This is a genomic window from Clostridium sp. UBA7791, assembly GCF_002480755.1.
Lineage (GTDB): Bacteria > Bacillota > Clostridia > Clostridiales > Clostridiaceae > Clostridium_J > Clostridium_J sulfidigenes.
This window is the reverse complement of record NZ_DLCT01000011.1, coordinates 97081-110827: the sequence shown is the minus strand read 5'-3', so window position 1 is coordinate 110827 and position 13747 is coordinate 97081. Positions and strand designations below refer to the sequence as shown.

14 protein-coding genes are annotated in these 13747 nt (G+C 31.0%); 1 reads left to right on the top strand and 13 read right to left on the bottom strand.

The genetic code is table 11. The annotated features are described in order from the left end of the window. The first annotated feature begins 81 nt into the window (after positions 1–81). Entirely contained in the window at positions 82–1362 is a 1281-nt protein-coding gene (locus B3Z56_RS14380; RefSeq protein WP_346848715.1) for a M28 family metallopeptidase, read from the top strand. A 153-nt stretch (positions 1363–1515) separates the two neighbouring features. Here the strand turns inward: B3Z56_RS14380 and B3Z56_RS14375 are convergent, their stop codons facing one another. The 13 genes from B3Z56_RS14375 to B3Z56_RS14315 form a co-directional block, all read right to left on the bottom strand. After that, on the bottom strand, positions 1516–1866 hold the full coding sequence (locus tag B3Z56_RS14375; RefSeq protein WP_346876287.1) for a DUF2200 domain-containing protein: 351 nt from the start codon (positions 1864–1866) through the stop codon (positions 1516–1518). Between the two features lie 174 nt (positions 1867–2040). Then, positions 2041–2835 carry a class I SAM-dependent methyltransferase gene (locus B3Z56_RS14370; RefSeq protein ID WP_346879079.1) on the bottom strand — a complete coding sequence of 265 codons (795 nt, stop codon included), beginning with the start codon at positions 2833–2835 and terminating at the stop codon, positions 2041–2043. 356 nt (positions 2836–3191) lie between these two features. Next, a complete protein-coding gene (locus B3Z56_RS14365) occupies positions 3192–3809 on the bottom strand; it encodes a hypothetical protein (protein ID WP_346848712.1) in 618 nt (205 codons plus the stop codon). Between the two features lie 292 nt (positions 3810–4101). Continuing rightward, on the bottom strand, positions 4102–4719 hold the full coding sequence (locus tag B3Z56_RS14360; RefSeq protein WP_346848711.1) for a cyclase family protein: 618 nt from the start codon (positions 4717–4719) through the stop codon (positions 4102–4104). Between the two features lie 130 nt (positions 4720–4849). Further along, positions 4850–5353, bottom strand: coding sequence for a kinase (locus tag B3Z56_RS14355; protein WP_346848710.1), 504 nt, complete (start codon positions 5351–5353; stop codon positions 4850–4852). Between the two features lie 193 nt (positions 5354–5546). Continuing rightward, positions 5547–6992: a hypothetical protein gene (locus B3Z56_RS14350; RefSeq protein WP_346848709.1), complete on the bottom strand. Its 1446-nt coding sequence runs from the start codon at positions 6990–6992 to the stop codon at positions 5547–5549. Continuing rightward, positions 6985–7539 carry a sigma-70 family RNA polymerase sigma factor gene (locus B3Z56_RS14345; RefSeq protein ID WP_346848708.1) on the bottom strand — a complete coding sequence of 185 codons (555 nt, stop codon included), beginning with the start codon at positions 7537–7539 and terminating at the stop codon, positions 6985–6987. The genes B3Z56_RS14350 and B3Z56_RS14345 overlap by 8 nt, the downstream gene beginning before the upstream one ends. 327 nt (positions 7540–7866) lie before the next feature. Further along, positions 7867–8100, bottom strand: a complete 234-nt coding sequence (locus B3Z56_RS14340; RefSeq protein ID WP_346879078.1) for a hypothetical protein — start codon at positions 8098–8100, stop codon at positions 7867–7869. A 108-nt stretch (positions 8101–8208) separates the two neighbouring features. Further along, positions 8209–8922: a class I SAM-dependent methyltransferase gene (locus B3Z56_RS14335; RefSeq protein WP_346848706.1), complete on the bottom strand. Its 714-nt coding sequence runs from the start codon at positions 8920–8922 to the stop codon at positions 8209–8211. A 33-nt stretch (positions 8923–8955) separates the two neighbouring features. Further along, the gene (locus B3Z56_RS14330; RefSeq protein WP_346848705.1) at positions 8956–9186 is read right to left on the bottom strand and encodes a shikimate kinase; all 231 of its coding nucleotides are present in this window, start codon (positions 9184–9186) and stop codon (positions 8956–8958) included. A gap of 247 nt (positions 9187–9433) precedes the next feature. Continuing rightward, the gene (locus tag B3Z56_RS14325; RefSeq protein ID WP_346848704.1) at positions 9434–9910 is read right to left on the bottom strand and encodes a pyridoxamine 5'-phosphate oxidase family protein; all 477 of its coding nucleotides are present in this window, start codon (positions 9908–9910) and stop codon (positions 9434–9436) included. A 74-nt stretch (positions 9911–9984) separates the two neighbouring features. Then, a complete protein-coding gene (locus tag B3Z56_RS14320) occupies positions 9985–10602 on the bottom strand; it encodes a DUF6273 domain-containing protein (RefSeq protein WP_346848703.1) in 618 nt (205 codons plus the stop codon). A 351-nt stretch (positions 10603–10953) separates the two neighbouring features. Beyond that, positions 10954–13395 carry a PEP/pyruvate-binding domain-containing protein gene (locus B3Z56_RS14315; RefSeq protein ID WP_346879077.1) on the bottom strand — a complete coding sequence of 814 codons (2442 nt, stop codon included), beginning with the start codon at positions 13393–13395 and terminating at the stop codon, positions 10954–10956. Between the last annotated feature and the right edge of the window lie 352 nt (positions 13396–13747).

The window sequence follows — 13747 nt, the reverse complement described above, 5'->3', positions numbered from 1 at the left end:
ACTATATATCTGCATTTATATTTTCAATTTTCATACAACTCTAGTATAATATATTTAGATGGACAAATAAGGGGGAATATAATGAAGATTAATGCTGAAAGAGAATTTGAACTACTAAAGAAAATCGGTTTTGTAAGAACCAGTGGCTCAGAGGAAGAGTTAAAAGCTGCTAACATTTTATTAGAGGAAATATCCTCAATTGGCTGTGAAGGACACTTAGAGTCTTTCAAAGCTCCTAGCTCTGTAATTAAAAAAGCTACACTAAAGGTTGTAGAGCCCTTTGAAAAAGAATATGAGATTGCACCATATAACTGCTCAATTGGTACATCTGAAGGTGGAATAACTGCAGATTTTGTATACATTGAAGATGGTTTGGATGTAAATTTAGTTGATCTTAAAGGAAAATTTGTACTAATAAATACTCGTCCAAATCCCAAACTTTATAAGAAACTTATGGATGCTGGTATTGCTGGATATATAACTATGTCTGGTACTGCCATGGATGAAGACGATAAAACTGATATTTCTATAGCTAGAATCCGTGAAAAGAATACACAGCATGGAAGAATACCTACAATTAACATGCGTATGAAAGATTGCTTCCATATGGTTAAGAACAAAGCTTCTAAAATCCATGTAGAGCTAATCATGGAAGATGTAGATCTAACTTCTCAAAATGTGGTGGTAACTTTAGAAGGTACTAAATACCCTGAGGAGATAATCTCCTTCGGTGCTCATTATGACAGTGTTCCTTACAGTACTGGAGTATATGACAACGGAGCTGGTTCAGTTATTATAATGGAACTTCTAAGACACTTTAAAGAAAATCCACCAATGAGAACTGTAAAATTTATGTGGTATGGCTCTGAAGAAGTTGGGCTTCTTGGAAGTAAAGCTTACTTAAAAGACCATGAGGAAGAGCTTAAGAAACACCTTCTAATGATTAACGTAGACGTGGCTGGCTCTATTCTTGGAAAAGAAATGGCTCTAGTTACTGCAGAGCAAAGTTTAGTTGATTATATTGATCAAATGGCTAAGATTAAAGGTTTCCCACTTAAAGTAGAACAAGACATATACTCAAGTGATTCTACAGCCTTTGCTGATGAAGGAATTCCATCTCTTACCTTCTGTCGTTTTGCACCACAGGGTGGAGCTTTCATCCACACAAGAAATGATGTTATGGAATATTTAAGTGCTGAAGCCTTAGAATTGACTACTATTATAACTAAAGAATTCAGTGAATCAGTTATAAATTCAGTAGCCTTCCCAATAGAGAAAAAGGTTCCAGAGAACATGAGAAAGAAATTAGATGAATACTTTGATAAAGACCCTAAAAAAGAAGAAACATCTGAAAAGAAATAATAGAGAAAAAAGCTTACATCACGAGATGTAAGCTTCTTTATTTATATAATTTATGTTACTTGTGATATTCTTCACCCCGCGTAAATAACGAGGCAATCTCATCCATCACGTTCTACAAAATATCATTAGTATTTTTTGTTTTCACTTTAATCATTATTTCCTCAAAATCTTATCCATGGATTTTCCTTTTGCTAACTCATCGATGAGCTTATCCAGATAGCGAATTTCCTTCATAATTGGTTCTTCAATATTTTCCACTCGTACACCACAAACCACACCTTTAATTAAAACCCTTTCTGGGTTCAGCTTAGGAGCTTCCATAAAGAAGGTCTCATAGGCTATCTGTTTTTCCAATTGAGCTTCTAACTCTTCCTGGCTATATCCTGTGAGCCAACGGATGATTTCATCTACTTCTGCTTTAGTACGTCCCTTTTTCTCCCCTTTTGTAACCAAAAGAGGATAGATTTTTGCTACACTCATTGTATAGATATTATGTTTACTCATATCGCATACTCCCTTATATAATTTTTTATATTATATCACAAAAAACTCCAACCTATTAAAAGATTGGAGTTACATTTTTACATCATTTATTACTGACTTTTGTAAATTTAGCATTTATTTATGGTACAATTTATCCTATCACACCCAAGTTCAAAATCTATAACTCATCTTATTCTAATAATTATATCTAAAATTTCCTGTCTCATTAGATGTTGATAACTTCTTAGCAACAATAAGAAATCTATGCTCTGTTCCTTCTATATACCCAATTTCATTGAGTTCTCTCTCTACTTTACATAAGTTTTCAAAACAAGTATCAACGGAAAAACTAGGAAACTCCCATTCTATTATCTTTGCAAAGTATACCAACGCTCCTGTATCATAAAAACATATAGGAGTAAAAGCCTCTTCTGACTTAAGAATTTCAAATCCGTTATCTTTAAAAGCTTTAATATTATGCTTCAAGTCATGAGGATGATATGATGGCTTAAAATTATTGATTAACTTTTCTGATAAATCAACATTATTTTTTACACCTACTTGTTGAGTAATAAAATGCCCACCTGTCTTTAAGATCCGGTTAACTTCACTAATATCATAGGATTCATGCCTATTAATTATTATATCGAAAGAATCATCTTCAAAGGGCAATACTGCGTCATCAAATACCTGCCTAACTGTTATACCAAGTGGCTTTAGTTTCTCCTGACAAATTACAACATTAGGTGGATATGCCTCTGTTACAGCCGTGTTATAAACTGGATGGTCCAAAGTAAGTAGGAATTCTCCTCCTCCTGTTCCCATATCTAAAAGCTTATGCTCTGCTTTTAAATAAGATAATAAGATTTTTTTATAATCCCATGGTATATGTTCTCCATCCCATCTACCATCAAGATATGAGAAATCCCATCCCTTAAAACCTTTCTTTTCCTCACTTTTTAAATAGTTTTTAAACTCTCCTCTATTCATTTAACTACTCCTTTTCATAATATACCAAATATGATAATTTAATTTGAAAAGTAATGCAGTTAACTGATAACAAATATCTTATTACCTCAGCACAATCTGCTATCAGATTATATTAACTGCACTGAGTAGTTACCTAGTTTGTTTCTCATAATGAGTCCCACCTCTTCTAAATACTATAAATAATTTTGAAGTTTTAATTTTCTGTAATTCAAGTTGTTTATATAAATTTTATCATGTAAATTATGTTATTACAAACAATTTATAACATAATATTATATAGAATTATAACATCTATTCTGTATTAATTAGTTGCTCTATTTTTAACTACTATTCAATGCAGTAAAGCTTTCAATCTTTTATTCCCTCTCACTAAAAAAATCATCACAAAACTTATCCCACTTTAACTTATATTCTTCATGGGATATTAACTTAAGGTCATATGGGGAATAGATTTTTCTTTTCCTTGCTTCTTCTACAAAGCCCTCTAGGTAATCACCTGATTCTGTCAAATAGCCTTTTACCTTAGAATATCCCTTACTTACTGCATAATAAAGTCTAGTATGTCCATCCAAAGATATAAAAGAATCATTGATTTTTGTTAGAGGAATGATAATATCTTCTTCACTTTTTATGAAAGACTCTATGGCTTTAACTTTGTCTATATCAACGAAAAACTGTGAAGGCTGAATATCCTTAATAGTTATGTGAAATATATTATTGGGGGTAAAAGCTTTTATTAATTCCATATTTTCCTCATAGAAATTAATAATGTGTTCAGAATAAAATCTAAATTCATTTATCAATTGAAATATATCAACTTCCTTATCAAATAATACAATAGCAGAATCTTTATTTATTATCTTAAAACTACATTTATACTTTTCATCAACAATAAAGGCACCATGTTGATTTAAAATAGTTTTATCAAACCTATCATCTCCATAGCTATTAATTCTTTGTATTTTATGGTTCATTTTCTCACTTCCTATCTACTGTTATGTCTACATTTTACACAAAAAATCCTATAATTCCAAAGCATTATAGGATAAAACTATATATGATGAAATCATATATATAATACGACCTCATCTAATCTATAAAAGCATAAATTCCTCCATAACTTCTTCAGCTAATTGGTTTTGATGCAGAAACAGATTATTTTCCTTAACATTTTGTAACCATAGCATATTAATACTATTTTTCTTATTTATAGTAGAGTTCTCAATATCGTTGTACTATCAATTTTTTGAATTAGTATTCTTAAATTTAAATCCTAGCTACAACTCTCACAGGGGATGCTTCCGCTTTTATTTTAAGTGGCAATGCAATAATCTCAAATTCACCTACATTCAATAAACTCCCGAGATTTTTCATATTTTCAATAATAAGGATATCTTTTTCTAGTAGCATTTTATGAACTTGAAAAGGGTATTTATCTGGAGATGGCAAGTCCATGCCAATCATCTTAATATTTCTATCTATAAAAAATTCAGCTAACTCTTTTTCCACTATTGGGTGATTAGTAAAGTAATCATCGCATCCAAATTGGTTTTCAAAGCCGGTATATAGAATCACTATGCTATCCTTTTCTACAATATCTAAATACATCTTTTTCATTTTAATAACATCTTGGTTTCTAACATCAAGTAAACATCCTTTTCCAATAAACTTATCTACTGGATAATCATCTATTAAAACATTACTATCTAACATGTGGCTGACAACATCAATATGAGTTCCAACATGCATACCAGTTTCTAGTTTCGTGTCATTGTATTTGTCTTTAACCAAAAATCTATTTTGATATAACTTTAGCTCTTCATCGTAAGGATGAGTACTTAGTCCATTTTCTATGGTATAACTTAAATCAATATATTTAGCCATCTATCTATTCCCCTTTAAAATTGCTAATATAGAATCTACAAACAAATCTCTAATCTCTTCAACTCCTCTTTGTGTAGCATCAATAAGGTAGTCTTTCCAACGCCCGGTGCGGAGTTTAAAATTATAGCCTTCACTTTACAACATCCTGATAGATAATATTCACTATTTCATTTAAGCTTAATTCTTTATGTATACATACCTCTGGAATCATACCTATTAAATCTTTTTCATTCCACCATTTTCTCATTTCTTTTTCCCCAAATTCATGTGCATTAGGTTTTTGTTTATGACGATTTAAAGTTTCTTCAAAAGGTATATTAAAGTAATATGCAAAAATTTGATTATCAAACTCATTATGTAAATTTTCAAATAGTTTTCTATACCACATTGAATTTAAAATACCTTCTAAAATTACAATATTGCAATGCTTTTTCCCATATAGTACAAGTTCATTTAATAATTTAATTGCTTCTGTGTCAGGGCCATCTTTCACAAACAACATTTCTCTTCTAACAACATCCTGTGATATTAACATGGTACCATGCCCAAATTTCTTTTGTAATGCCTTTGCTGTTGTAGTTTTACCACTTCCTGAATTGCCTCTTAGTATTATTAACTTAACCTCTTTATCCATCTATTACATGCCTTTTCAAGTTGATTAAACTAACATTTTATACTATATATTAAAAATACAGATTGTATAAACATTATTTACTATTAATTATACCATTTTATTGAAAATTGTATATTAAAATAATTTTTCATACTACTTATGATAAGGACTATCTCAAAGTTTTTTAAGATAGCCCTCATAGATTTTAATTTAATTACTTTAGCTTAACATAATTTCCAAGAGGAGTACCAACAGGCATATGAATGTAAGCATCATCAATATGATCAGCGTCTACTACATAAATAAAATGTGCTTCTTTAGTTTCATGTGGTTCAAAATCACACAGCATAAATTCCATTCCTTCATAAAAAGATATATACTCTGCATAATTTTTAAAGCCTAATTTATCAAGCTCTGTTTGATCAATTTCTGATTCTTTAGTTTCTTCATTCTTAAATTTATCAAAATATATTGGTTCTCTAACTGCTGCAAGATCACTAATAAAATCACTATTATTAGTAAAAGCTTCAAGGGTGCCATTTGCTGCTTTAGTCCTAAGCTCAACTTTTGGATCAATAATTTCGTTTATTAACTTTGTATCAGAATGATTTGTCATGATTACAGTTACGTAAGCAAACTTTAATTTTGCTGTTTCAGTAACATTTTTCATTTCATTGCTTTCCCATTTAACAGAAACTCTTTTATAATCCTTTAATGTTCCGTCTTCATTTATCATTTTAGAATACTCATCATAGTTATAGAACTTACTTTTATCTAATGTAGGTAATTTATCCATAATTTCAGCGTCTTTTACAATATAACTTAGCTCACCATTAGCAGACTTTTTACCAGTTATTTCTTGTCCCATAGCACATATTCCATCAGCAGGAATTGGTAGGTCAGTAGTGTCTCCTGTTATATCAATGGTTTCACCAGTAACTGGATTATATTGAACCATGAATTTTCCTGGAATTACTTCATATTTAATGTTTTCTGCTACCTTTTTAAGTTCTTCTAAAGAAATACCATTAAGTCCGCCAACTCTAATAATTTGTCCATCTTCTTCATAACATAAATCAATAGTACTGTCTCCATCTTCGTATGTTGTAATCAGTGCTTTTACACCACCAATAGTGGTTTCTTCTATACTTTTATATTTTGGTGGTTGATAAACATAATCGGATTGATATATTAATATCTCACCACCTCCTGCAGAAGCGTCACCATTAAGGAAATACTTCGAATTGTCTCCTACATATTGCTCATATCCATCTGGAAGATAGCCTGGAGTTATATTTATTAGTGGTATTCCTTTGATAGGAACTTCTGATTGTGCCTCAACAGTAGTAATTCCTGTTTCTTCGTTCCTACTTGTAGTAAATATAATTCCTTTGTTTATTCCATAGGCTGTTACAGATAATGCTAAAGTTGCTGTAATGGCTGCAATAAGTACTATAGTCTTTTTCTTTGTCATTCCTTTCCTCTTTCTATTTGATATAGGAATAGGCTCTATATTTTTTACCTTTTTAATCATTTTCATCTTCTCACCTTCATACTTTTTTGAGAACCCATGTGGTTCTGTAAATTTATCCAATTCTTCCATAGCATCTTCTTCACCTATAAGATACGCCATTCTATCAATATCAATTTTATTATCCATACAATTCATCTCCTATCATTTCTTTTTCCATCAGTTCTTTTAGCAACTTTCTTCCACGTTCATATCTTTTAGCTGCTGCCTTTTCACTGATATTTAATAATAGTGATATTTCCTTATAACTAAGTTCGTAATAACAACGATACCTAATTATCTCACGGTATTTTGGTGGTAAACTAGAAAGTAATTGTACTACGATTTGTCTATCTTCTATTGTTTTTACATAAGCAATTCCTTGTTGATTTTCATTTATCACTGGCTCGTCTACGCCTTTAGCAAATAGTTCAGATTCTTTCCTATTCCTACGATATATATCAATTGCAACATTTTTTATTGTGTATGTTATTAATCGTTTTGTCTCTACACTTGCTACACTATTAATATCTTCAAGGTGTGGAATTAACTTTATAAATGCGTCCTGAACTGCATCTTCTGCTTGACCTTCATTATTTAAAATTGAATATGCAATGCCATACATTTTATATTCGTAAGAATCATAAAGCTGTTCTAACATATTATTTTGAAAATTTTCATCTGACGAAGCTTTCACTTAATCACTCCTTATCCTTTAAGAGTACTCTCAACTAATATAACGAATGAAACTTAAATTTGCGACATTTTTATATTAAAAGTTTTTTTCTGATTTACTATAATTATTACATAACCGTTTATTACATTTCTCATTTAATATTACTTATGATAAAGCATTTAGTCATAAAAAATAGCTTTAGCCAATTTATATCAAAGGCTAAAGCTATTTTTCACATTTATTTATACAGTGTATAAGTTCTGCTAACCAAATTAAAGATCTGGAGCATCACTTACGGTATGGTTCTTAACAACACTCCTAATATAATTTCTTTAATGAAATATCATTCTAACTAATTCTTCTTATATTTTTTCCAACTTCAATACCCAAAAACATTCCTATAGGCGTACATATAAGTGCATTCATTATATAATAACTAGAAATAGCGCCGATTACAAATCCAAGGATCATACCTTCAGACATATAAGTTTCCTTATGGTTTTCCTTCATCACTTTTATTGCTGTAATAACAATAGTACACACCACTATAACTGTAAATATTATTTGAATTATGTGTTTCATTTCTATATATCTGCCTCCTCAATCTAAATTTCTAAATCAATTTAACAATATGATTATATTCCTTTAATAGTAGCGCTTTTTGTAACGAAGGGGTAAGTTCATATCCGTCTATTTTTTTCCAATAATCATTAATTGAGTGGCTCCTGCTAAACCATACTTGTTCATCCATTCCTTCAGGTCTTCAAAACGTTTCTTTATTTCTTCATACCTTGATGACTGCTTTATATTTTCTATCCTTTTCCCAACAGCAGTGTATATTTCTTCAAACTCATCTATATTTGTATTAATCTCATCACTATATTTAAATTCGAAAGCATCAAGAATTTTAATGCCCTGTGATCTTATAATTTCCTTTATTTCTTCTCTTCTATAGGTGTAATTATGATTCATTCGGTTAGTAATCATATCAATATCTGCACCTATATGATGTACATAAACATGTGACATCTGAGCTTCGTTCTGATAATCACAGAACATCTCATTTATAATAAAAATCCCGTTAGTCTTTAATACCCGCTTCATTTCTTCAATTACCTTTGTTTTATCTGATAAATGATGTAGAGTATTTGATAGACAAACTGCATCAAAGCTTTCATCTTCAAAATCCATATTTTCTCCATCCATTTTAATTAACTCAACATTCTTTGTATGAAGCTTTTCCCTAGTTGCATCCAATATTTCTTCATGGCTATCAATTCCAATAATCTTATTATACCCCTTAAGATTTTCAGTCAAAAGTTTGATGAAATCTCCTCGTCCTGTTCCTACATCTAAAATCTTTCCTCCATAAAACTTGCTAAGGTTCTCTTTAATAATTCGCACATTACCACTCCTTTTTCTACCATCTTCATAAATTTATCCTTGAGAATTTTGTTTCAAATATTCATGTACTATTATTTGAACATTCTTATTTAAGTCCTCATCTCCATTTAGCAGAAGTACTTTACAAGGTAACGTATTAGCCCATTGTGCATAAATATAATCATCTATATCAAAATAAGGGAATTTAAGTTTTTCTGCAACCAATTTTCCTAATGTTGTTTTTCCAGAGCCAGATGAACCAAAAATAATAATTCCTCTTGCCATTTATTTTACCTCCTTAACACAAGATTCTTATTTGTCTTACATATAAAAATTATTCTTCCTCTTTAATTGTAACATATTTTGTAAATTAGTATTACTTAGGATACGTTATTTCCACTTGCAAAAATAGCCTTAGGCATTCGTATCAATGCCTAAAGCTATAAACCACACTTGGTCTTAATTGAATATTTATAATCAGGTAGTGTAATTTTTTTGATCTCAAGTTAGAAACTGCTTATTCTTTACGGATTTATTTCGCCGTTTTATTGATAAAATCAATTTCATACTGATGTTCACCGTATTTTTTTTCATTGTCAGTAATCGTACCCTCTGTGAGAGAGATACGCAGAACGATTGAGTTAGGATTGTCTTCGTCGCCAACTTCATCGAACCAATCGAAAGTTTTTTTGAATTTCGCTCTGATTTCCGCATTCTTCTCGTCCTTGACCCAACCGAGATTTTCAGCCGTACCTTGGAACGCATACCAATCTAACCCACAGACAGAAACCTGGTTGTTCTTCTCAATTTGTAGCATTTTACTTTTTTTTGCATCCGTAGAAACATAAAATACACCGTCTTCATAATAAGCGCATACCATACGGACAGCAGGACGAGGATTACCGGCAGCGCTTGAGGATAGTGATATTGTCGCAAGGGCAATAACTTCCTCTTTGCCATTTCCACAACGTTCCTCCATAAGTTTCATTGCATTTTCATACTTGCTCATTTTTTAATTCTCCTTTAAATTTAATTATTCTATGCTGTAATTATAGTAAAGCCACTTTAAAAGTTACCCAAGATTTACAATTCAAGCTTTAGCCACAAAGCAGGACGAACACCGCCTGTACATTTGCCATCACTGATGTTACCTTTCAATATATTGTTGCCTTGTATACCTATATTACCGTCAGTCCCGAAGATGTACACGGCTTTTACATTAACGCGACCGGGTGATCGAAGCCACCACCACCAACTCCCTTCTTTACCCAGAAGTTTTGCTATTCGCTTACTGTTGTTTTCATCTTTTCTTTGAAACCAATATCTTTGATTTTTCCCTCGGTTATACAGTTTTGAAGTGCTATCACCAAAATATTTGCACACTTCCTCAATGCTTAATAAAAATATACTGTCTTCCGTATCTGCTCCGCCCTTTGAACCATACCACTGATTATCAAGATTTTTATTTATTACCGGAATTATCCTTGATTTATCAGTTGCGTTGAATTTGTCATAAAATTCACCATTAAGATATTTTCTTAACGCGCAGTCAGCCCATGTTATATCTTTATAAGCATCATGGTAAGGGCGTTGTTCTATAATATCTTCGGTTATAATCAAAGCCGTATTGTTTTGTATGTCAAGCACACGCCAATTATAACCGACCAATGATAATGCTGAGTCGATTTTAATATCTTCCATTTAAGCACCTCTTTCTTTGTAATAGTTAATCTGCCTTACCCTTAGAACTTATTCTTAAGCCTTCTCCTTAATTGGAAACAGTAAATCAAGCTGTAAATCTTCCATTTTACCTTCCTTTTATGCAAAATTATAAAAATTCAACGTTTCTTCAAATCCTTTCCCCGCAATCGTTTCCACGATGTTCAACGTTGGGAATCCAATCATTATCATATTTATCGCTTGAGTTAACTCATTTTTTAATTAATTTATATTTTCTAAGAATTGATTAATAATTATTATATCTCACATAAATGATTTGGTAAATCATTTAAATAGAAAAATTTCTCAACTATGTTAATAATTAATTTACTTCTACAGCTCGGATTTTATGATTTTAACTTCACCTGTAAAACCATCTAACTGAACTTCATCTCCATCCCTAAAGATGCTCATTGCATTTTCTACATTATATAGCACTGGTATATTCAGCTCCCTAGCAAGGATTCCTATATGCTCAAAAGGCGACCCTACTTCTACAACTATGCCTATTACATGGCCAACTATGGGCTCAAGTTCTCCGCATCTTGTGAATGGAAGTACTAAAATGCTATCTTCATTTAAATAAACAGGCAATCCGATTTTAACCTTTCCTTTAACCTTTTTTCTTAGGCCTGGAATCCCTTTTAAAATAATATCCTGTTCACGTAATTTTCCTATGCCATTTTCATCATTTTGATTTTTATAATCTGCCTTTTCAACAGGCGCTTTTCCGATAATAGGAGGTGCTAACAGCTTTTTTTGATAATTAAATAACCCTTTTCTTTCATTAATAAGCTTATTATAATCCCTTCCTTGTATTAGTCCTTCCTTCAATTCATCTATGGTAAGAAAATACATGTCTCCGCTATGCTGAATTTGTTTATTTCTTAATAATACTTTTTCAGCCCCAGTAATAGCCAATCGAAGATATGATCTTGTCATTCGCTCAAAATAGTAATGATGATTATCTCTTGCTAAATATGCTTTTTCTGCTAATTCAAGCTTACTTAGAAATTCTTGAGAATCTTCTTCTCCTAATTGGCTTAGTATAATGGATTTAATCCTTTTTTTATTTTCTAAAGATCTTTCAATAGACCTTTTAAAGCTGTCACTATTAAACTTTAGAAATCTACGAATGTGTCCTATTACTTTGTACGGCGCTTCCATTAATATAGGCTCTAGATAGTCACTATTGATATCACATTCCAAATTACAAATTCCGTACAAAGCAATATAATCATCTATTAATTTAAGCAGCTTTTTGCTCTCTGGGATATTTTTAAGCCTAGCATACAAAAGTTCATCATGCCTGCAGTCTTTAAAGATTTTATTTAATATGAGATTTGAATTCACCTCATCTGCCATCTCAATATAGAATCCTCGTTCTTTATTTAATATACTGATGTTAAAAACTAAATCATATAACTCCTCTACACTAAGATCATTTTGTATTATTCTGCAGTATTGCATAAAATCCTCTAAATAATCACATCCGTGAGTAACTGGTTGATGCTTTTCTGCTAAGTATTCCATGTACTGTAAGGACTTGTCCAAGAACTCTGCTACTTCCCTTTGAGACAAGTCTCTAAATAAATATTTATCCAGTTCCTCTTTCAATATCAATAATTCCGGCAGTACTACATCTTGGAATATATTTTGATTTTTAACATAAAACTTACTTAATGAACTTAAAAAGCTTTGCTCTTGTACCTTATGATTTGGCATTTCCTTATCTCGATAATACCAATATCCATTATGAATACAGTACTCTGTATAAAATTCTTCAAGTCCAGTGTCATAACATCCTCTATTTAATGCCTCTCCCAGGATTATGTTAATCTCATTGATTAACAATTCCAAAGGTTTTTCCCCTTCTCTATGCCAAGTATAATTACCCTCATTTTTATCAGACCAAATAATTTCAAATTTTTTTTCTTTAAAAGTTGTTATAGGCCTAGCTTGAAGAATATATATCTCTTTATTTCTGATAGTCCATTCGATATCTTGATATTTACCGAAGGTTTTCTCAATTCTTAATGTGCACTCATATAGTTCATTTACTAAATTCTTTGGCAGAACGTTACTGCCCTTCGGAAGCTTCTCTTCAAGTATGGCTCCACATTTTTTATAGATTTTATAAAAAGCTGAATTTACTTTACCGTTAACATAATCTTCGCATAAGCCTTTTACAGCATTAATATGCATTACTTCTTCATCCATATCAATAGTATCCACAGAAAAATTTACTCCAGAATAGCAACCTTCAACGAATTGCTGAATTATTATACACATTTTTAGCTCATCCAAATTTAAATTTTGTTTTATGAAATATGCTATTACCTTATCACTAAACAATGAAGCATAACACTTCTTTATTGCAGTCTTAACTTCTTCAAAAGTATTCAATTTAATAAATGAATCGAACATTCCTGCCATGCTATAGTTATCGCTGTCTTCACACAGAGCAGAGGATCTTACTACATATTTCAGTCCCATGCCTTGTATACAATTAAAAAATTTAAGTAACCCCCTCTCCATATCAGGAGAAAATGAACCTTTTAATATTACTTTGCATATTTCTGCATTATAAGTTAAATAGTCTCCAGCACTATAGGAAAATTTATTATATTCAAGAAACCGCATGAAAAATTCTAAAGATAATGCAAAACCAATTGGAACCTTTTCTCCGCTTCTTATTAACTCTCCTAACGCACTTGCTTTAGCACCATACTGTATCTTGTCACTTTCTCTTAAGTCTGCTAACATTGACAACATAATCAACACCTCAATTTCAATTTACAAATTTCCTAACCAACGAAATTAATTATATTTATTTAGGTTAGTTATTACAAATGTACAAAATACATCCAAATAGGATCCATATATATTATCTACTTAACACTCATTATTTCAAGCTTTTTAACATATTATATTGATAAACCACTGTTTTTTCTATATAATATATTGACTGGTTATGAGATAACTATAATGTAAATCCGATTACAATATGGACTATATATCTTCAATTCTGATTAACGTAGAAAAAGCTACAGATTTTTATACAATCTGTAGCTTCATTTTTTAACCTTATTATACTTTTCATTGCATATCATAAAGGGAATTTCAA